This is a genomic window from Cyclobacterium qasimii M12-11B (assembly GCF_000427295.1).
Classification (GTDB): Bacteria; Bacteroidota; Bacteroidia; order Cytophagales; family Cyclobacteriaceae; genus Cyclobacterium; species Cyclobacterium qasimii.
In genome coordinates this window covers 55,692-74,390 of record NZ_ATNM01000134.1, presented here as the reverse complement: position 1 = coordinate 74,390, position 18,699 = coordinate 55,692, and the positions used below count along the sequence as shown (strand labels likewise).

The 18,699-nt window shown below is 38.9% G+C and carries 21 protein-coding genes; 9 read left to right on the top strand and 12 right to left on the bottom strand.

Going from position 1 to position 18,699, the window contains the following annotated elements; translation table 11 throughout:
* Positions 1–26 precede the first annotated feature (26 nt).
* The 4 genes from eboE (at position 27) to ADICYQ_RS16060 (ending at position 4,086) form a co-directional block, all read left to right on the top strand.
* Entirely contained in the window at positions 27–1,235 is a 1,209-nt protein-coding gene (gene eboE / locus ADICYQ_RS16075; protein WP_020890712.1) for a metabolite traffic protein EboE, read from the top strand.
* On the top strand, positions 1,232–2,605 hold the full coding sequence (locus tag ADICYQ_RS16070) for an alkaline phosphatase family protein (protein ID WP_020890711.1): 1,374 nt from the start codon (positions 1,232–1,234) through the stop codon (positions 2,603–2,605). The genes eboE and ADICYQ_RS16070 overlap by 4 nt, the downstream gene beginning before the upstream one ends.
* A 46-nt stretch (positions 2,606–2,651) precedes the next feature.
* A complete protein-coding gene (locus tag ADICYQ_RS16065; RefSeq protein WP_020890710.1) occupies positions 2,652–3,029 on the top strand; it encodes a transmembrane 220 family protein in 378 nt (125 codons plus the stop codon).
* 61 nt (positions 3,030–3,090) lie between these two features.
* Complete coding sequence (locus ADICYQ_RS16060) at positions 3,091–4,086, top strand: adenosine kinase (protein ID WP_020890709.1); 996 nt, start codon at positions 3,091–3,093, stop codon at positions 4,084–4,086.
* A gap of 44 nt (positions 4,087–4,130) precedes the next feature.
* On the opposite strand, the gene ADICYQ_RS16055 is transcribed toward ADICYQ_RS16060, so the two are convergent.
* From ADICYQ_RS16055 to ADICYQ_RS16020, 9 genes are all read right to left on the bottom strand, one after another.
* A complete protein-coding gene (locus tag ADICYQ_RS16055; RefSeq protein ID WP_020890708.1) occupies positions 4,131–5,027 on the bottom strand; it encodes a sugar phosphate isomerase/epimerase family protein in 897 nt (298 codons plus the stop codon).
* A gap of 100 nt (positions 5,028–5,127) precedes the next feature.
* On the bottom strand, positions 5,128–6,279 hold the full coding sequence (locus ADICYQ_RS16050) for an FG-GAP repeat domain-containing protein (protein ID WP_040416683.1): 1,152 nt from the start codon (positions 6,277–6,279) through the stop codon (positions 5,128–5,130).
* Positions 6,280–6,716: 437 nt separating this feature from the next.
* Entirely contained in the window at positions 6,717–7,256 is a 540-nt protein-coding gene (locus ADICYQ_RS16045; protein ID WP_020890705.1) for a hypothetical protein, read from the bottom strand.
* Positions 7,238–7,930: a tRNA (5-methylaminomethyl-2-thiouridine)(34)-methyltransferase MnmC2 gene (gene mnmC2, locus ADICYQ_RS16040; RefSeq protein WP_020890704.1), complete on the bottom strand. Its 693-nt coding sequence runs from the start codon at positions 7,928–7,930 to the stop codon at positions 7,238–7,240. The genes ADICYQ_RS16045 and mnmC2 overlap by 19 nt, the downstream gene beginning before the upstream one ends.
* A gap of 12 nt (positions 7,931–7,942) precedes the next feature.
* A complete protein-coding gene (gene ispF, locus ADICYQ_RS16035) occupies positions 7,943–8,422 on the bottom strand; it encodes a 2-C-methyl-D-erythritol 2,4-cyclodiphosphate synthase (protein ID WP_020890703.1) in 480 nt (159 codons plus the stop codon).
* Positions 8,423–8,457: 35 nt separating this feature from the next.
* Positions 8,458–8,661 carry a hypothetical protein gene (locus ADICYQ_RS29820; RefSeq protein WP_020890702.1) on the bottom strand — a complete coding sequence of 68 codons (204 nt, stop codon included), beginning with the start codon at positions 8,659–8,661 and terminating at the stop codon, positions 8,458–8,460.
* Positions 8,631–9,701: a M16 family metallopeptidase gene (locus ADICYQ_RS16030; RefSeq protein WP_020890701.1), complete on the bottom strand. Its 1,071-nt coding sequence runs from the start codon at positions 9,699–9,701 to the stop codon at positions 8,631–8,633. The genes ADICYQ_RS29820 and ADICYQ_RS16030 overlap by 31 nt, the downstream gene beginning before the upstream one ends.
* A gap of 50 nt (positions 9,702–9,751) precedes the next feature.
* Positions 9,752–9,958, bottom strand: a complete 207-nt coding sequence (locus ADICYQ_RS16025; protein WP_020890700.1) for a heavy-metal-associated domain-containing protein — start codon at positions 9,956–9,958, stop codon at positions 9,752–9,754.
* Positions 9,959–10,077: 119 nt separating this feature from the next.
* Positions 10,078–12,276, bottom strand: coding sequence for a heavy metal translocating P-type ATPase (locus ADICYQ_RS16020; protein ID WP_020890699.1), 2,199 nt, complete (start codon positions 12,274–12,276; stop codon positions 10,078–10,080).
* A gap of 181 nt (positions 12,277–12,457) precedes the next feature.
* Between ADICYQ_RS16020 and bshC the strand changes: the two genes are divergently transcribed.
* The 3 genes from bshC to ADICYQ_RS16005 are packed head-to-tail and all read left to right on the top strand — an operon-like array spanning position 12,458 to position 15,105.
* Entirely contained in the window at positions 12,458–14,053 is a 1,596-nt protein-coding gene (gene bshC, locus ADICYQ_RS16015; protein WP_020890698.1) for a bacillithiol biosynthesis cysteine-adding enzyme BshC, read from the top strand.
* Positions 14,013–14,597: a 5-formyltetrahydrofolate cyclo-ligase gene (locus ADICYQ_RS16010; protein ID WP_020890697.1), complete on the top strand. Its 585-nt coding sequence runs from the start codon at positions 14,013–14,015 to the stop codon at positions 14,595–14,597. The genes bshC and ADICYQ_RS16010 overlap by 41 nt, the downstream gene beginning before the upstream one ends.
* Before the next feature lie 16 nt (positions 14,598–14,613).
* Positions 14,614–15,105 carry a hypothetical protein gene (locus ADICYQ_RS16005; protein ID WP_020890696.1) on the top strand — a complete coding sequence of 164 codons (492 nt, stop codon included), beginning with the start codon at positions 14,614–14,616 and terminating at the stop codon, positions 15,103–15,105.
* A gap of 124 nt (positions 15,106–15,229) precedes the next feature.
* On the opposite strand, the gene ADICYQ_RS16000 is transcribed toward ADICYQ_RS16005, so the two are convergent.
* The 3 genes from ADICYQ_RS16000 to ADICYQ_RS27445 form a co-directional block, all read right to left on the bottom strand.
* Positions 15,230–15,547 carry a hypothetical protein gene (locus ADICYQ_RS16000; protein ID WP_200861904.1) on the bottom strand — a complete coding sequence of 106 codons (318 nt, stop codon included), beginning with the start codon at positions 15,545–15,547 and terminating at the stop codon, positions 15,230–15,232.
* Positions 15,528–15,680, bottom strand: coding sequence for a hypothetical protein (locus tag ADICYQ_RS27790; protein ID WP_020890694.1), 153 nt, complete (start codon positions 15,678–15,680; stop codon positions 15,528–15,530). The genes ADICYQ_RS16000 and ADICYQ_RS27790 overlap by 20 nt, the downstream gene beginning before the upstream one ends.
* Before the next feature lie 143 nt (positions 15,681–15,823).
* The gene (locus ADICYQ_RS27445) at positions 15,824–15,991 is read right to left on the bottom strand and encodes a hypothetical protein (RefSeq protein ID WP_020890693.1); all 168 of its coding nucleotides are present in this window, start codon (positions 15,989–15,991) and stop codon (positions 15,824–15,826) included.
* Between the two features lie 523 nt (positions 15,992–16,514).
* Between ADICYQ_RS27445 and ADICYQ_RS15995 the strand changes: the two genes are divergently transcribed.
* The gene (locus ADICYQ_RS15995) at positions 16,515–16,976 is read left to right on the top strand and encodes a hypothetical protein (protein WP_040416681.1); all 462 of its coding nucleotides are present in this window, start codon (positions 16,515–16,517) and stop codon (positions 16,974–16,976) included.
* A gap of 30 nt (positions 16,977–17,006) precedes the next feature.
* Complete coding sequence (locus tag ADICYQ_RS26160; RefSeq protein WP_020890691.1) at positions 17,007–18,494, top strand: LruC domain-containing protein; 1,488 nt, start codon at positions 17,007–17,009, stop codon at positions 18,492–18,494.
* Positions 18,495–18,699: the final 205 nt, after the last annotated feature.

Here is an 18,699-nt window from a genome sequence, read left to right as displayed (position 1 = left end):
TATTGGTTAAATAGCCCACCCAGTATATGCGAGTAGCCGATTTTCATTTAACTTATTGTACCAATATTCATCCAGGAGAAAGTTGGAAAGCTACCTTTGATAACCTCAAAGAATACATACCGAAGATAAAAGGAGAATTGTATGTCGACGAGGCTTTCGCAATAGGCTTGAGAGTTTCGGATGAGGCAAGTAAAGAATTAATTAAACCTGAAAAATTAGCAGAATTAAAGTCCTGGCTAAAAGCCAATAACTGTTATATTTTTACTTTTAATGGGTTTCCATTTGGCAGTTTTCACAGACAGGTCGTAAAGGATGAAGTCCATTTTCCTGATTGGAGCACCGTTGCCAGGACGGAATACACCCTTCGATTATTTACCATTTTGGCGGCTATAATGCCTACCGACATGGACGCAGGTATTTCCACCTCTCCACTAAGCTATAAATATTGGCACAAGACATCAACAGACATGAAGCAGTTGATGGAACAATCTTGTTCCCATATTATGGAGGTAGTGGAATACCTATACCAATTAAAATTGGATCAGAACTTAGACCTTCACCTGGACATAGAGCCAGAGCCGGATGGCGTTATTGAAGACTCTAAAGGATTGATAAGTTTTTACAATGATTGGCTAATTCCTTTGGGCATACCTGTCTTGGTTGAGAAGTTTGGCGTCTCAGCAGAGGTTGCCGAATCATTAATCAAAGAGCACGTTAGGGTTTGTTATGACGTTTGCCATTTTGCGGTAGGTTATGAAGACCATGAAGCCGTGCTCGATATTTTTCAAAAAGAAGGCATTAAGATTGGGAAGTTTCAACTGAGTGCTGCTTTAAAAGCCAATATTCCAGTGGAAGTAAGCCAAAGGAAACCAGTGGAAAAAGCATTGTTGCCATTTGTTGAATCTACTTATCTTCATCAGGTGATTGGAAGGTTGGAAGACAATACTTTACATGCTTACCCAGATCTTCCAGATGCACTTCTTGATTTGGCTACTACCGAAGAAATTGAATGGCGTGTTCATTTTCATGTTCCTTTGTTCCTGGCTACCTATGGACACTTACATTCTACACAAGAAGATATTTTAAGTGTATTAAAATTGAATGGAGAGCGAAAATTGACAAGTCATCTTGAGGTAGAAACCTATACATGGGAGGTTTTACCTGAGGATATTCATTTGTCGTTGGACCAATCTATTGCAAGAGAATTGAATTGGGTAAAAAACCATATTGAATGAAAAAGACTGTTGTATTGGATATAGTGGCGCTTTCTCAAAGGGTGATAGGAGAGCATACACCATTTTTAAAAAAGTGGAGCGAGAAACGACAAACATCAGCCATTCAACCTGTATTACCGGCAGTTACTTGTTCTTCTCAGTCTGTATACCTTACAGGGAAATGGCCTGAAGAAAATGGAATCGTTGGCAATGGCTGGTATTTTAAAGATGAATGTGAAATAAAATTCTGGCGACAATCCAATCACCTTGTACAGTCTTCCAAAATTTGGGATGCATTAAAGGCGGAAAATCCTGAATTCACTTGCTCCAATATGTTTTGGTGGTACAATATGTACTCTTCAGTAGACTATGCTGTGACGCCAAGGCCATTGTACCCTTCTGACGGCAGAAAGTTGCCTGATATCCACAGTCAGCCAATGGGCTTGAGAGACCGCCTACAAAAGGAACTAGGACAATTCCCCTTATTTTCTTTTTGGGGACCAAATGCCAATATCGCCTCAAGTAAATGGATAGCAGAAGCTTCCATGAAAGTAGACGAATGGCATGATCCTACTTTAACTTTGATCTACCTTCCTCATCTGGATTATGCCTTACAGAAATACGGGATTGATTTTGATAAAATAAGTAAAAGTTTGAATGAAGTAGATGCTTTATGTGAACGCCTGATTACTTATTATGAAGACAAAGGGGCAGAAGTGATTCTATTGTCTGAATACGGTATTACTTCCGTGAATCAACCAATTCATATCAATAGGGCTTTGAGAAAAGCTGGATTTATTGAGGTGAAGGATGAGTTGGGGTTGGAAACAATGGATGCAGGCACCAGCCGTGCTTTTGCAGTTGTAGATCATCAGCTGGCACACATTTATGTTAAAGATGCCAAGGATTTAGCTGAAATTAAAACGATAATAGCTGCTTTACCTGGTGTGGAAAAGGTGCTTGACAAGGCCGCGCAAGCTGATTTCAAATTGAACCATGAAAGGGCTGGAGATTTGGTGGTTGTGGCAGATAAGGATTCCTGGTTTACCTATTATTATTGGCTGAACGATGCAGTAGCACCTGATTATGCCAGAACGGTGGACATACACCGCAAACCAGGCTATGATCCTGTAGAGATGTTTGCCAATCCAGACATTAAATTCCTAAAAGGAAAATTAGGATGGACCCTGCTGAAGAAAAAGTTGGGTTTTAGGTACTTGATGGATGTTATTCCTTTACAGGCTGACTTGGTCAAGGGCTCACATGGGAGAATTCCTGAAAGTGAAAAAGATTGGCCTGTTTTAATCAGGTCAAAAAAGGATAAGGGAATTGAAAACGTTGATCCAACAGCTGTTTATTCCATTATTTATGATGTTGTCAATAGAAAATGACCCCTTTCTGTTATTGTCTATTTATAAATGTTAATTTAGAAGTGCTATGAGTAAATTCTGGAAATATTTTTTTGGAAGCTGGTCACTATTATTTCTGCTATTCGGTTACTGGCAGATCAATGATTTAGACCCTCAGTGGTGGGTTCCCATTTACCTGATAGCGGCTATTGCTGCTGGATTTGCTTCTTTTGGGAAATTTAATGTAAACTTATTGGTTATTCTTACCTTTACTTACCTGATAGGAGCCCTCTTTTTTTGGCCTGAAAACATCTTTGGATGGGTGGGACAAGAGTGGCAACAAAAAGACCTTTCAATGAAAACCAATGCCATGGAGATTAATAGAGAGTTTTTTGGTTTAGTAATCTGTTCCATAATCTTTGCACTGGAAGCCATCAAAGGGAGACACCTAAAATTAGAGGATTAAGATTGATCAATTATTATTCTAATGGCCAATTTCAGGTCGAAACAATAGTTTATTCAACATGATGAAAAAGTACGATGTTACGGGTATAGGAAATGCCCTGGTAGATATAGAGTTTGAGGTTAGTGATGCCTTTTTGGAGAAGTATGGTATAGAAAAAGGACTGATGACCTTGGTAGATGAAGACCGCCAGGGTGAATTGATGTCTGCCATTAATACCAAAACCTCAAAATTACAATGTGGAGGCTCAGCGGCAAATTCCATAATTGCTGTGAGTCAATTTGGTGGGAAGTCTTACTATTGTTGCAAGGTTGCCAATGACGAATTGGGAAAATTTTTCACAGATGACTTAAGAGAATCTGGGGTAAATCACAACCTGGATCCTTTTAAGTTAGAAGAGGGAATTACCGGAAAGTGTCTCGTGATGGTGACCTCCGATGCAGAGCGGACGATGAATACTTTCCTTGGGATTACTGAGAAATTTTCTACAGCTCAGATTAATGAAGAAGCAATAAAAGCGTCTAAGTTTTTATACATCGAAGGCTACCTTATCACATCACCTGGTGCCAGAGAAGCGATGTTGGCAGCTAAAAAAATTGCCGAAGCAAACGATGTGAAAGTGGCCCTTACTTTCTCTGATCCAGCCATGGTCAAATATTTTGGCGAAGGTTTTAAAGAAGTAATCGGTTCAGGAGTGGACATGCTTTTTGCCAATGAGGAAGAAGCCATGCTTTATACTGGAAAAGACAACTTGTCTGAAGCCAGTGAAGATATGAAGAAATTGGCCAAGCATTTTGTAATCACCCAAGGGAATAATGGGGCATTGATATATGATGGGGAAACTTTTATTGATATAGCGCCTTATCCTACTGTAGCAGTAGACACCAATGGTGCTGGAGACATGTTTGCTGGTGCTTTTATGTATGGCATTACCAATGGGCATTCTTATGCCTCAAGTGGTAAGTTAGCCAGTATGGCTTCTTCAAAGATCGTTAGCCAATTTGGTCCAAGGCTTACCTGGGAAGAAGCAAAGGATGTTTTGAAAAGGCTTCAGCCTTAAATAAAAAATATTGAAAGCATTTATAATTCCTGTAAATCAGGGTTTTAGATGCTTTCTTTTATATTATCTATCATCCAGTCCGTGATTTTCTCATAATCATAATTGGGATTGGCTTTTCCCCATTGTTCACAAGAATAGATGCCTTGATAGCCGCTAGCTTCAAAAATGCCAATACATTTTTGAAAATCGTAGGGGATGTGTTCCATTTGATTTGAGAAGTCCTTCGTTTTTGCTGATACTAATCTGGTGAAAGGCGCAATGTGTTTTAGCGAATCAAACATGACCGGATTGGAGGAGTAATTCCCGAAATCGGCTAAAAGGCCAATATTGTTCAAAGGCACATCTTTTATGATATTCGTATGGTTCTTATAATCTGAAAACAAGTCGCTATGGTTCTCAATTAATATGGTTATTCCTTTAGCTTTGGCATATTTAGTTATTTCATTGAGAGAAAGTACAGCCTTGGAATAAGATTTTTTCATGGACTTTACCCGTACCGCCTCGCATTGAAGGGATTTGGCAACATCCACCCAGTTTTTAACTTCTATAACTGCTTTTAATCGATTTTCTTCCAGTGGATCGGAGGGATCGAACTTTCCTTCTGATTGCAGGTTTATTAATTTGCAACGCTCCTTTTTTAGGGACCTTTTTAATTCCTTCAAATAATTCTTACTGGTTGATTCAAAATGGGGCGTCCACATTTCAACATTATGTACCTTAAATCGGTCTACAAAGTATTCAGGGGTGCTTAATAGGGTCAATTCATCTTCCAAAACTTGATTCTTCGGTTTGGTAGATGCAAAACGATTTCGAAAGACAACCGTGGTTAAACCAATTCGATCCATTTTGTCCTTTCGGGGCTTTGCAAGGCTGAGGTAAGGCAGGCCTGCCATAGCAGCTGCTGAAAGTGTGGTGTGGATAATAAAATTTCTCCTTTTCATGGTTGAATTCATTAAGCAATAGATAGAAGCATTTTTAGAATAAGCAGTACAGTGATCTTATAAGCTGAGTTTACGGTTTTGCTAAGATGGTGATCGGGGGTTATTTTATTAGCAAATTTCGAAACAACCAGGGTTTAGCATCAGTAGCGTACTTATCCTCTCCAACAATGTCTAAATCTCCATCCCCATCCATGTCTGCTATTGCCCCTGAGTAAATGCCTTTCCCTTCGGCCACTAAAATGGATTCTTTAAACACACCATTTTCATTGATAAATATCCTGATTTCCCGATTGTCCCAAGCCACTGCAGAGATGATGTCCAAATCCCCATCATTGTCCATATCAGCAAGTTTTGCACAATGGGCCTTGTTATAATCTGATTTGACGACATGCTTTTTCCATTCGGTTACTGCTTCTGGATTTTCTGGACATTCATACCAAGCAAGATCGTAATTGTCACCTCCGTATTTCTTAAAATGTTCAGCAGGCGATAATAAAACATCGGGTCTGCCATCATTATTAATGTCACCAACTTCTTCTTTGGTGGCCTTATTCACTTCCTTGAAGCCTGCCTCTATGTCAAATCTTATAAATTGGCCGTTTTTAGGGTCTTTAGGTGCTTTAAACCAATGTCCAGTCATGGTGATGTCGGGTATTCCATCCGAGTTGATGTCACCAACGGCTAGTCCCTCTCCTGCCTGGCCCTCATAGACTGTCTTGGTTTGCCAGTCTTTTTTTTCATTCTGGAAAATGATCTTTAAAGATTCCGGATTTTTATGACGGATTACTACATCTTTTTTACCATTAAGATCCATGTCTGCCAATCGCATGTCATTGGCATGGAAGCCATCAATGCTTGATATCAGAGAATGCTCCCACTGTTTGTAAACCTTTCTTTTGCCTGGGTTCTTTAGAAAGTAAACATTAATAGGGCCAGTGGCATGGCCATCATTGCTAAAAATCAAATCAATATCTCCGTCATTGTCCATGTCTGCGCATCGCGCGGAGCCAATGAAATCATCAAATGCCACAGGGATATTGAAATCATGTTTTTCCCAATCCCCTTTTTTAGTTTGTTCAAACCAGGCCAGGGTAAAACGGCCTTCAGCGTGAACACCTCCTTCTAGCACGACTACATCCATTCGTCCATCTCCATTCAAATCAGCAACATCCAATGCACTTACCCCAGAAACTGAGCCAGCACTGACATCCATAGGATTAGCGAAGGGGATTGATTGGGCTTGAATAGGCATTATTGCGAGAAAAATAAAATCGTGCTTGCCTGAATTTTAAGAATGTTTTTCATCTTTTTTAATTTGTCATTCCTTGTAAATTTTGAATGAAACTGCCTGTTAAAAGGTAGTAAAGCCTGGTGCACCATTCCGTATCTCCTTATTGCTGAACATAGCTTTCCTTCCTAATGTTGACAGGGAGATTTTATATCCGAATACCCTAGAAGGAGTTATTTTTATGTGGAAATGGATTCAGGCCCTTGGTGAAAACCAGGGGCACAACATGATTCTGGTGATACTGCTACAATCGTGAACTACAGATCAGTTACATAACGGGCCTTATCAATGTTTTTAGATTTGGGTTAATAATAATATGACCTATTAATATTAACCAATTTGATTTATAAAACGAAGACTGCCCGAATAAAATCTTTCAAATTCCCACTGCTACTTGGCCTTTAATTATAAACCACATATTTAAAAGGATAGGTTGAACTGATCAAGCTGTCCTTCTCGGAAGGGATATAGTCGAAGTTGAAATTGATGACTTTAAGATCAAGGGCATTGTAAACCACGACTTGTAGAATGTCTTCACCTATCGGGGTGAGCACATAATCGGGGGATTCAGGGATCGTTGTTTTGATTGTACCGCTGAATGGAATTGGATAGCTTAATTTCAGGTAATATTTGTCCTCAAAGAGAAAGGAATCACTTATCTCCGGATACAGGTGGTTGTATACCTGCTCGCCTTCAATTGACAAACGCTCAAAGTAGCGTTTGCCATCCATATATATGGTTTGGATGCTGCTGTCCCCTTTTACTAAAGTGTAAAAGCCTTCTGTTGGTGCTTCAGGTGTAATGGTTGGTTTTAAATCGCCTAAAGCACCATTGTTTATGGGGGGAGCTTGTTCTCCCTTGGGCTTGCAACCAAAGAAAACAGTGAAGAATAAAAAATATAATAGGGGCTTGATTGCCCGGTTTATTTGCTTTTTTTCCATGCCCTGGTCATTTCTTTCTTTCCCAGGGGACCAGGCACCTCGTCCAAACTAAGGTTAAGTGCCCCCAGGTTCTTTTTGAGGTTGGCAGCAGCGCAATAAGTAACGAAAGCTGCAGATGGATTCATACTGTCCTCAATTTTTTCCAAAACGTCCATTTCCCATAATTCTGGTTGTTTTTTTGGCGAAAAAGCATCAAAAAACACGAGGTCTGTGGGGTAAAGTTGTACCTCTTGCAGGGTGGTTTTCTCTTTTTTAATATTGAAATAGTCCGTCATTGGCATTCCTTTGTCCCAGTCCATTTGGTGAAGGCGCTTAAAATAACCATTAAAATGGGTTAGCGTTTCATCCATTTGGGTGAAATTCAATGCTTCATAAATGTCTTTTTCAAGAGGGTAAGGTTCGATAGTATGATACAATACAGGTACCTGATTTTGCTCCGCCCAGATTAGTGTCAGCCATGCATTGAGCCCGGTACCAAAACCCACTTCAAAGATTCTGATGGGGAATTTCCCTCGATTTCTTGCATACCAAGCCTCCAGTCCATACAATAAGTACACATGAATGGATTCTTTGAAAGCGCCATCTGAAGAATGGTAACTTTCATTGATTTCAGGAAGATAGACAGAGTGAGATCCGTCTTCTGTTGTGATTATTCTGGGGGCTTGTTTTTCCATGTTAGGGTATTATTATGAGTGAATCAAGGCTACACAATAAGCAGAAACACCTTCTTCACGTCCTACAAACCCTAAGCGTTCAGTGGTAGTTGCCTTTAAAGACAATTTGTTTTCCTCGATTTGCATCACTTCAGCGAGGCAGGTTTTCATGGCAGGGATGTGCGGATTAATTTTAGGTTGTTGCAGGCAGATGGTGACGTCCAGGTTTCCTATCTGGTAGCCATTTTCTTTTGTTAAATCCATCACTTGTTTTAACAATATTTTACTGTCAATTCCTTTAAATTGAGGGTCCTGATCAGAAAAATGATAACCAATATCCCTTAAGTTGGCAGCTCCTAAAAGGGCGTCACAAATGACATGTATTAGCACATCAGCATCAGAATGTCCTACAGCTCCCTTGCTATGTGGGATTATTATTCCACCTAACCAAAATTCTTCACCTTCTTTTAACTGGTGAACATCATATCCGAATCCTATGCGAAATCCGCTCATAATTTAATGTGTTAATGTTTTATCAATTAAATGGATCAATTTTTAGGTGAGCATTTATAATAAATTACCGAAGCAAGGTCCTGATTGAGGTAGGTACTAGTTGCCTGTTGAATTTCTTCTACAGAAATAGCCATTTTTCGCTCGAACTCCTTTTTCATCAGTTGCGTATCTCCCAAGTAGGCATAGTAAGCAAGTTTCATTGCTCTTCCTAGTAAGGATACTGATTCGTAGGTTTGCATTGCTTCAGCTTGGTTTTTATTTTCTGAAGGTTTTGCTGCGCAATTGGGACTTCTTTAAAGATTTCCAAAGTGCTGTCCAGCTCGGCTTCTGCTTCCTCTGCTGTGATCCCTTTTTCCATTTTTCCAGTAATGATCAATAGCCCTGGGTCAATATTCCCCAAGACGTATGACTGGCAATTGGCAAATAAAGAGGAGTTTTTAATCAGTTTTTGCTCCAGATAGGCCGATCTTCCAAATCCTAAAACGTCTGAAATCAGGTCGCAAGTCAGGTAATTGTTTTCAAGTCTTCCTGGTATCTTGTATACCTTGTACAATGCCTCTGTAGGTATATTAGAGAATACTTGCTTGCGCCTTATCCCATCTTGGATTGGCTCAGTAATAATGGATTTTGCTTTGAGTTTTCCTTTGGGGATTTCATCGAACCAATAATGAACCCTGGCTTTTACTTCTTCGAAGTTTACTTTACCTGCAATACAGAGAACGGCATTATTCGGAGCGTAATTTTGCTCATAGAAAGCCAATAATTCATCCCTGTCAAATTTCTCGATGTCCTCAATTTTTTCACCGATGGTTGGCCAACGGTAAGGATGTTTGGTAAAAGCCAATTGCCTGACATGATGCATGGCATCTCCATAAGGCTGATTCAGGTAGCGTTGTTTGAACTCTTCGATAACAACCTGTTTCTGAGTATTAATTGGTTTTTCCTTAAGGTTGAGGAACTGCATTCGGTCAGCCTCCAACCAAAGTGCTGTGTCCAGATTGATTGCTGGCAGGGTAATGTAAAAGTTGGTGATGTCGGTATTGGTAAAGGCATTGCATTCACCGCCAACCCGCTCTATTGCACTGTCAAATTCAGGGATGTGCTTAGTACCCGAAAACATAAGGTGTTCGAAGTAATGGGCCAGCCCCGTTTTACCAGCAACTTCATTTCTTGAGCCTACCTTGTACAAGAGATTGACAACAGCCATTTCTGAAGAATGGTCCTCATGGACCAAAACTTGAAGTCCATTGTCCAGAATAAAAGATTTGTGTTTAATCATAGAATTGAGGCAAAAGTAATAAAATTTATACCTATCCTACCTTCTTTCATTTAAATAGATTCGCCCTTATAACCGGATTTTTCTAGTGCAGCCATGATTTCTGCAGCAGCTGTTTCTCCTTCTACGGTCAGTATTCTGTCGGGTGACTTTAAGTCTACTTCCCAATGGCTTGCATTTAAAGCGTTCATTGCCGGAGTGATGGCCGTTACACATGCGCCACATTTTACGTTGGTTTTGAGTTTGATTTGTTGTGCCATTTTTGATTGGATTAGTTTTATATGTTTGCTTTAAATGATAACAAGCCAATGTTATTATTTGCTACCATTATTTCTATCAAAGTAGTAAGTCTAAGGAATTCTTTTCGTTTTCAAAAGGTCTAGGTGTATTTTAGTCTGAGACTATTTCCAACTACTGACAAGGAGCTCAAGGCCATCGCTGAACCAGCGATCATGGGGTTCAATAGAAAGCCAGATATGGGATACAATATACCAGCGGCTATTGGAATACCAATGATGTTGTAAATGAAGGCCCAAAATAAGTTTTGTCTAATAGTGGCGACCGTGTTTTTACTCAATTTTAATAATTCCGGTATGGCCATAAGATCTGAATGCATCAGCGTAACCTGGGCTGTTTCCATGGCAATGTCTGTTCCCGCTCCCATGGCTATCCCCAAGTCAGCTAAAACAAGCGCCTCGCTATCATTGATCCCATCACCTGTCATGGCTACCTTATGCCCTTTCTGCTGTAATTTTTTTATGTATTCCCCTTTGTCCTGGGGCAACATCCCACTTTGGAAATGAGTAATGCCTACTTTTTCTGCAATAGCTGCAGCCGTTTTCTCCTGGTCTCCTGTAAGCATGTGCACCGAAATGCCCATTTTTTGTAATTTCGCTATGGCTGTTTTTGAAGTTTCTCTGATTTTATCCGCAATGCCAATAATCCCTACAAGCTGTTTTTCTTCTGCCAGGTAAACCACAATGTCTCCAATGTTCAGCATTTTGTCTGCAGCTTGAGACAGGGTTTCATCGATTACGATATCCATTGATCGGAGCCATTTTAAATTCCCGATGAAGTATTGTTTACCATCGTATTTGCCCGTTACTCCTTTCCCTGTAAGGCTGTCAAAGTCCAATAATTCAACTGGTGATTTCTCTTGTGCGAAATGTTCGGTGATTGCTGCAGCCAAAGGATGCTCACTTTTTTCTTCCAAAGCACAGAAAACAGATACCATTGGTTTATAATCCAAGTCAGTTTTCCAAAGTACTTTTTTAACGCCTGGTTTTCCTTCAGTGATTGTACCGGTTTTATCCATAATCAGGGTGTCAATCTTTTTACCTATTTCCAGACTTTCGGCATCTTTTATTAGGATTCCCTTTGAAGCAGCCTTGCCGATCCCTACCATAATCGCCGTTGGAGTGGCAAGGCCAAGGGCACAAGGACATGCGATGACCAATACTGTAATGGCAGAAAGCATTCCTCTCAAAACGGCATCATCCGTTCCACTAAAAGACCAAACAATAAAAGTAACCACAGCAATGGCCAATACTGAAGGCACAAAGATAGCCGTCACCTTATCTACCGTTTTTTGTATAGGTGCTTTAGATCCCTGAGCTTGTTTCACCCGGGCGATGATGCTTGAAAGTAATGTTTCTTCGTTACTTTTATTTGATTTAAATTGAAAGCTTCCTGCCTGATTGATTGTGCCTGCGTAAACAGTGTCTCCAATACTTTTTTCTATGGCTATTGGTTCTCCGGTAAGCATGCTCTCGTCCACAAAAGACTGTCCCTGGCTAAGTGTACCATCCAATGGTATTTTCTGACCTGGTTTTACGAGAATTGTCTCGCCGGGTAGCACATCGGCAACAGCCATTTTGATTGATTCACCGTCACGAACCACGGTTAGGTCGGTGGGCTGAAGGCCTATTAAGTTTTTTAAGGCTTCTGAAGTACCTGCTTTAGCCCTGGATTCCATTAATCTGCCTAGAAGAATAAAGAAAATGATAACTGCCGCAGCTTCAAAATAGACATGGGGTGTTATCCCTCTGGATTCCAACCAATGGGGAAAAAAGGTGTTAAAGGTACTGTACACATAAGCAACGCCTGTACTCAGGGCTACCAGGGTGTCCATATTGGCATTTCCGATCTTAGTTTGTTTGTAGGCATTAATGAAAAAGGCCCTCCCAAATATTGCTAGAATGGGTGTGGTCAGTGCCCACATGATTTCATTGGCATAAGGGATATTCATCCAGATCATGCCAATCAGAAATACAGGCAAAGCCAAAAGCCCTGAATACAAGGTGTTCTTTTTCAATTGAGCCAATTCGGCTGTTTTGATAGCATCCAGGTCTTCCTGGTTGTTTATATCTATCAATAAATCGTATCCGATCGATTGAATATTCTTTTTGGCTTCCGTAAGGTCCAGTCCTTCTTTTTCAAGAGTGATAAGGGCCGACTGGGTTGCATAGTTGACACTGGCAGATTGTATACCTTTGGTTTCTTTAAGCATGGATTCCACACTTACGGCACATGCTGCACAGCTCATTCCGGAAATCGGTACTTCGATAGATTTGCTCATGGTAGTATGCTTGATTATTCATCAAAATTACGAACTGGCTGGGGGATTGTTGTTACAGAATTATTGAAAAAATGTATAACTTGTTCCCTGATTTGTAGGTAGAATTGTTGAACTTTACCTACTGTTTAGCCGTTTTAATGCATTCAATAGCTGCCTTAACAACAATGAAATTTCACCTTTTATGTTAAAATCCACATTAGACCCAGACTGTACTGGCCTGTTTTCATCACTTTTTTTAGACTATATTCACAGCAAGGAATCAGTAAAGCAGTTCTATAAGGAGTTTCCAAATTTGGGGAATTTTAAACAAGCTATCGCAAACAAAACGTTTGAGCAAGAGAAAAGAGATACGCTTGTCAATGTTTTGAAGCAGCAATATGAAGGCTTTGAAGGTGCCGAAGTCATGGCGAACATTCAAAAGCTTAAACAACCCAATACCTTTACGGTTACCACCGGTCACCAGCTTAATTTAATGACTGGTCCTTCTTATTTTATATATAAGATTGTATCTACTATTGCGCTGGCAGAAAAGCTTCAAAAGGAAAATCCTGAATACCAATTTGTCCCAGTATACTGGATGGCAAGTGAAGACCATGATTTTGAAGAAATCAATCATTTTTATTTCGAGGGCAAGAATTACCAATGGGATACAGATCAAACGGGTGCAGTTGGGGAGTTTGTATTGGATAAATCTTTGAAAAAGTTACTTGGTGAGATGCCTTTTTTACCTGACTTTTTCAAGGCAGCCTATACCGAAAGCAAGTTTTTAAAGGAAGCCGTTAGAAAATATGTACATCATTTGTTTGCAGCCAAAGGCCTTGTAATATTAGACGCAAATGAAAAAGCACTGAAGCAAATCTTTGCTCCTGTGATCAAAGATGACCTCTTTGCCTCAACGGCCAATAACCTTGTGAAGGATTGCAATAGTGCTTTGGAAGAAGCTGGTTATACGACTCAAATCTACCCTAGAGAGATTAATTTCTTTTATATGGAAAGCGGTAGAAGAGAAAGGTTGATTTGTGAAGACGGTTTGTTTAAAACGCATGATGGGAAAAATGAATGGACTGAAAAGGAAATGGCATTACTTATCGAAGAGAAGCCTGAAAATTTCAGTCCCAATGTTGTCATGCGCCCCCTGTATCAAGAAGTGATCTTGCCGAATCTGGCTTACCTTGGTGGCCCTGCAGAGGTAGCCTATTGGTTTCAATTGAAAAGTGTATTCAAACATTATTCAGTAGATTACCCCTTTTTACTGCCAAGGAATTTTGCAATGATCTTATCTGTTCCTGTTCAGCGAAAAATGGAAAAACTAGGATTGAAAGAGAAGGAGCTCTTTATGTCAATCGATGATTTACGGATCACTTATGTCAAGGAACACGCCGGTCAGGACCTGGAATTAAAGGAAGAAAAAGATAAGTTGGCGACTATTTTTAAAACGCTTGAGGAAAAATCTTTGTCAATGGACGCTACTTTAGGCTATGCTGTAAGAGCGGCACATAAGCGTAATGAGAAAATTTTAGACCAGGTGGCGACTAAGTTTCGAAAAGCTGAGGAAAAGAAAAACACAATCGCGATCCGACAATTACATGAAATTAAAGGCACACTTTTTCCTAAAGGGACCTTGCAAGAGCGAAAAATCAATTTTCTGGAATTCTATTTAGGAAACCCGGATTTTATACAAGAGCTTTTTGATACCTTTGATCCGTTGGACTTTAATTTTATCCTATTAAAGGAGAATGGTAGCGAAAGAAATACTAAGAAATCGACTCAAGAATGAGCGCAAAGCATTAGGCGCTGAAGAAAGAGAGCAGTGCTCAGAAATGATCACTGTGCATTGTCTTGAGTATCTGAAACAATTGCCTCAAGTAAAGCATGTTCATCTTTTTTTACCCATAAAAAGACTGCAGGAGATAAATACGGTACCATTATTGCGAAGACTTTTTCAACTAGATTATCAAGTTTACAGTTCTATAACTGTTCACAGTTCACGAAAGATGGCCACTGTCAGGTTGACTGCTGAAACAGTTTATGTCAATGACAAAATGGGAATACCTGTGCCAGTTCCAGCAGAATTCGTAACGGAAACCAATTTGATTGATTTGGTATTCGTTCCATTATTGGGAATAGATACATCTGGGAACCGATTAGGCTACGGTCTGGGTTTTTACGATGAATATTTCAAGGAACTTGGTTCGGAAGTGTTGAAAATTGGATTGTCTTTCAAGGCACCGTTGGAGACAGAAATTCCTCATGAATCTCACGATGTCCCATTGGATGGGTGTATATATCCGGAGGGGATGGTCGTCCTAAATAAAAAATAATTAAACAACTACTACAATGATGAAAAAAGCAATGTTTGCCGCGATGGCAATGATTCTGATTATTTCGATTTCGAATGAAAGTAAAGCCCAAGATTACAATACTGCAGTTGGTTTGCGTGTTGGTTCAAGTAGTGGGTTAAGTGTAAAACATTTTATTAAGGACGATGTAGCGCTTGAAGGTATAGTACATACACGATGGAGAGGTTTGTTAATTACTGGTCTTTATGAGATTCATAGAGACATTGAGGATGTAAGTGGACTAGGATGGTTTTATGGTGGTGGTGCACACATAGGAAGCTGGAATAGTGGTTTGGGAAATCCTTATTGGGCAAACAATGATTACAAAGGTTCTACTGTAATCGGGATTGATGGAATTGTAGGTCTGGATTATGTTTTGGAGGACCTGCCTATCAACTTTTCATTGGACTTTAAACCAGCGATTAACCTGATCAATGGTGGAGGATTTTGGGGAGATGATTTCGCGCTTTCGGTCCGTTATATATTTTAATGATTTTAAACAAACTGCTGTGTTATGCAGCAGTTTGTTTATTTTTTTAGAGGATCCGTTTTACTGTGATTTAAGTTTAAGCGGTATTACTCCTATCAAGTACTAAGTAACTGGCCCCTATTTTTTAATTAGAATCACCAAAAAATTGCCACCATTTTTTCCTTTGATGAGGGTAATTGAAATGTGCCTCTGAATTTTTCAATTGGTGGTGGAAGTCCCCACCTTCAGGATGTAACATCTGCCATACCGATTCCCAACCCAGAAAGCCTCCAATGTTTCGGTCATCTATAAAAACGTCCACATTTAACTTTCTAGGGTACTCAGATTCGTTGTTTTCCCCTGGGTAACTTTCATTTACAGCAAAGAACGTTACTCCATTCTCAGTACAAAAACGGACGGCATCCTCAAGTAGAGATCCTTCCCTATAGGTCCACAATACCAATCGATGTCCTTTTTTCTAATTCCCTAATTGTTTCAAAAGCAAAAAGCATTTTTTTACCAATTTTTGGATAGGCATGTTCTACGATTGTGCCGTCAAAATCTATCGCAATGGTTTTGCCTGAGGGAATGATCATTTCTTTTTAAATTATTTACTTTTCAATTTACCTGTATTATATGAACTTGTTGCTTCTGTTAATAGTATAGTTGTCAGTTATTTTTTTTGGTTATGAGAGATTGAAAATGAATGGCCACTAAGACCATTCCTTTTTATTTGCCTTCAATCCCGATTTAATTCGTTTTTAATATTCAGAAGTAACTTATTAGTTTCTTCAGGATCCATTCCATTTCTATTGGCATAGTCCGAGAAGTTGATCATCGAAAGTCTCATTTCATTTTGAAGTTCGTCGTCAGCAACAATTCCTTTTTCTGAGCGGGAAAGTAACATTACAGTAGAATAGCCATGTATCTAATAGCGCTTGGGTCAGAGATTATGGCAAATGATTGTTAAAAATTAAGGGTAACCTGAAATCTTACTTAATGCCTGTTTTTAAACCATTTATATTGCTTTAAGGGCAATAATTAGCTTGTCTCTAATTTTATAAAGTAGGTGCTTTCTATAAAATTTTTAACCAATCAACATAAAAGATGGGGTGTAAAGCATAATAACGTATATCATATTTTTCCTACTATAATATTTGGTTTTTACATAGAGAAAAGAATTTTGTGTCATTTTATTGGGTTGTTTTGCATAAAAATACTTTTTTACCCTTTATATGTTCTTTACATTTATACCTGAAAACCAACAGATAGTAAATATTCTACCCTCTTAAAAGAAGCTTTCACCGACCATTTTTCCACGTTGGTCGAAAAATTCCCTAAGTGCACTTGAAAAAGAGGACCTTTGAATCATTATTATTTACGTGATATAAGTCACACTACTTTTTTTAATTATAGTAAACAGCAGAACAATGAAAAACAGCAAAAAAATTAGATTACGCATCTTGACATTGATTGTCCCTACGATGGTATTTTTCTCCTCCTGTGTTGAAGAACAATTGGAAGACAATACGAAGTTGATCACCAATGATTTAGAAACCATTAATGATTTGGTTGTATCAGAGTTTTTTGATTGGAAAACTACCAATGAGATTACAGTAAATATTGAAGGATTGTCAATTGATGTAGGTGTTGATCAAAAGCTTTCTTTATTAACAGGTGAAGGGACTGAATTTTTTGGAGGCTCACATAAAATGCATGAAGATTTTGAAATGACCTTTGACTTACCTACCGGAATCGATGTGATTGTTATGAAATATGGTGCTACTGAGAAGTCAGCTGAAGTTACAAACCAAGTAGCCTCTTTTAGTTTTGAAACCGAAAGAGAAGCCGATGCACTAAATGTAGAATTCGCTGAATTAAGCGCTGAATAAAGTCACTAAAATTTTTAAACTATTAATGCAATGAGAAAATTATTATTTTGTTATTTATTGGGATTGGTTAGTTTTCAGTCTTTTGCCAAGTCAGACTATATTGAGAATGATGGGGAATTGGGTAATATAAAAGATTACTATTCCGCATGTTGGGATTTTTATAATGTAACTTTGACGGATGAGTCAGATTATGTTAGTGAAGGAAAGTACAGTTTTTTAACCAAAGGAAGCAGTGATGGATATCGGGGTGATATAAAATCTCCATGGTTAAAGATGGATCAAGGTAAGATTGAATTGGATGTGACGCCTTATTCCGGTGTAGATGAAGCAAAGATTTATGCTTTCTTTATACCTTTTGACGCTGATAACCAGAAAAATGGAGAGAGCTCAGATTATGAATACCTAGGTTACCATGAAGTAAACGCCGGGAGTAAAAATAAGGATAAAACTAAAAAAGCCGATTTTAAAATCTCCAAAGATATGGAAGGGGAGATAGGAAAAATTCAATTGGTTTTCATGGTTTATGGAGATGATGTTTTATTAGGAATGGATAATATTGAGATTCCTGGTGAGTATTATTCAGACCCTTCTACCAATTGCTTTCCTAAAGGAGAGAAAATAGATTCAGATGGTGACGGCGTGATAGATGATGAAGATGATTACCCAGATGATAAATACAAAGCGTATAATAATTACCTTACTCCGGAAGGTCCTGGCACATTGATGTTTGAAGATTTATGGCCAGCTAAAGGAGATTATGATTTCAATGACTTGGTATTGGATTACGAGATCAACAGGGTTACTGACGCTGAAGGAGAGATAGTTGAATTGTTGATTGATATTTTACCAAGGGCTGCAGGTGCTGGCTATTCCAATGGTTTCGGTATAGAGATTACGGGTATTTCACCAGAGCAGGTTTATAAAGTGGAAGGTTCCAAAATTAAGGCCAATACCATACATAAATTTATAGATAATGGTCTGGAAGAGGGCAATGAATTTGCTACCATTATAGCATTTGATGATGTTGCGAATGTATTGACCCACCCAGGTGGAGGATCCGTAGGGATCAATACCGATCCAAAATTCCCTATGCAGGCTGTTGAGAAAATGCGGATTACAATGTACCTAAAGATTGGTGACAAAGTAGCGGCAAACGTAAAGCTTGATGAAATTAAGTTGGATAATTTCAATCCCTTTCTAATTGTTAATCAAAAGCGTGGTGTCGAAATTCACCTGCCTGGCAAAATGCCAACAGCACATGTAGATAAATCCCTATTTGGAACAAAAGAAGACAATTCCACAGGGGATGAAGATGCGTTCTACAGAGGAAAAGACAATGGACTTCCATGGGCATTAAATGTGACTGAAAGTATTCCTTACTTAATGAACAAAGAAAGTATCACCACAGGATACAATATGTTTTATAAGTGGGCCGCTACTGGAGGGGAAGCCTATCCAGATTGGTACCAGGATAACAAAGGTTACCGCACCGAGAAAGTATTGTTAAATGCGAAATAAATTTTCTTAATAGTATTTTTATTACAAAGGTTGGTTTATGTTTTTAAATGCCAGGTAGCTCTTTATTGAGTTACCTGGCTTTTTAGAAATTAAATAGAACAGAAAAACTATATAATATAGTAAATATGTGCCTTTCAGGCTATTGTCAGTTATAAATAAAAGTCCTATTTTTGGGGACTATTTTATTCTTTTGTTTTGTATAGCG

What these genes read in the sequence shown, in the direction of transcription:
- eboE (WP_020890712.1), top strand. Translation starts at nt 27, where the DNA reads ATGCGAGTAGCCGATTTTCATTTAACTTATTGTACCAATATTCATCCA.
- ADICYQ_RS16070 (WP_020890711.1), top strand. Translation starts at nt 1,232, where the DNA reads ATGAAAAAGACTGTTGTATTGGATATAGTGGCGCTTTCTCAAAGGGTG.
- bshC (WP_020890698.1), top strand. Translation starts at nt 12,458, where the DNA reads ATGTTAAAATCCACATTAGACCCAGACTGTACTGGCCTGTTTTCATCA.
- ADICYQ_RS16060 (WP_020890709.1), top strand. Translation starts at nt 3,091, where the DNA reads ATGAAAAAGTACGATGTTACGGGTATAGGAAATGCCCTGGTAGATATA.
- ADICYQ_RS26160 (WP_020890691.1), top strand. Translation starts at nt 17,007, where the DNA reads ATGAGAAAATTATTATTTTGTTATTTATTGGGATTGGTTAGTTTTCAG.
- ADICYQ_RS27445 (WP_020890693.1), bottom strand. Translation starts at nt 15,991, where the DNA reads ATGTTACTTTCCCGCTCAGAAAAAGGAATTGTTGCTGACGACGAACTT.
- ispF (WP_020890703.1), bottom strand. Translation starts at nt 8,422, where the DNA reads ATGAGCGGATTTCGCATAGGATTCGGATATGATGTTCACCAGTTAAAA.
- ADICYQ_RS16030 (WP_020890701.1), bottom strand. Translation starts at nt 9,701, where the DNA reads ATGATTAAACACAAATCTTTTATTCTGGACAATGGACTTCAAGTTTTG.
- mnmC2 (WP_020890704.1), bottom strand. Translation starts at nt 7,930, where the DNA reads ATGGAAAAACAAGCCCCCAGAATAATCACAACAGAAGACGGATCTCAC.
- ADICYQ_RS16065 (WP_020890710.1), top strand. Translation starts at nt 2,652, where the DNA reads ATGAGTAAATTCTGGAAATATTTTTTTGGAAGCTGGTCACTATTATTT.
- ADICYQ_RS16010 (WP_020890697.1), top strand. Translation starts at nt 14,013, where the DNA reads ATGGTAGCGAAAGAAATACTAAGAAATCGACTCAAGAATGAGCGCAAA.
- ADICYQ_RS29820 (WP_020890702.1), bottom strand. Translation starts at nt 8,661, where the DNA reads ATGCAAACCTACGAATCAGTATCCTTACTAGGAAGAGCAATGAAACTT.
- ADICYQ_RS16055 (WP_020890708.1), bottom strand. Translation starts at nt 5,027, where the DNA reads ATGAAAAGGAGAAATTTTATTATCCACACCACACTTTCAGCAGCTGCT.
- ADICYQ_RS16025 (WP_020890700.1), bottom strand. Translation starts at nt 9,958, where the DNA reads ATGGCACAACAAATCAAACTCAAAACCAACGTAAAATGTGGCGCATGT.
- ADICYQ_RS16005 (WP_020890696.1), top strand. Translation starts at nt 14,614, where the DNA reads ATGATGAAAAAAGCAATGTTTGCCGCGATGGCAATGATTCTGATTATT.
- ADICYQ_RS16045 (WP_020890705.1), bottom strand. Translation starts at nt 7,256, where the DNA reads ATGGAAAAAAAGCAAATAAACCGGGCAATCAAGCCCCTATTATATTTT.
- ADICYQ_RS15995 (WP_040416681.1), top strand. Translation starts at nt 16,515, where the DNA reads ATGAAAAACAGCAAAAAAATTAGATTACGCATCTTGACATTGATTGTC.
- ADICYQ_RS27790 (WP_020890694.1), bottom strand. Translation starts at nt 15,680, where the DNA reads ATGATCATTCCCTCAGGCAAAACCATTGCGATAGATTTTGACGGCACA.
- ADICYQ_RS16050 (WP_040416683.1), bottom strand. Translation starts at nt 6,279, where the DNA reads ATGCCTATTCAAGCCCAATCAATCCCCTTCGCTAATCCTATGGATGTC.
- ADICYQ_RS16020 (WP_020890699.1), bottom strand. Translation starts at nt 12,276, where the DNA reads ATGAGCAAATCTATCGAAGTACCGATTTCCGGAATGAGCTGTGCAGCA.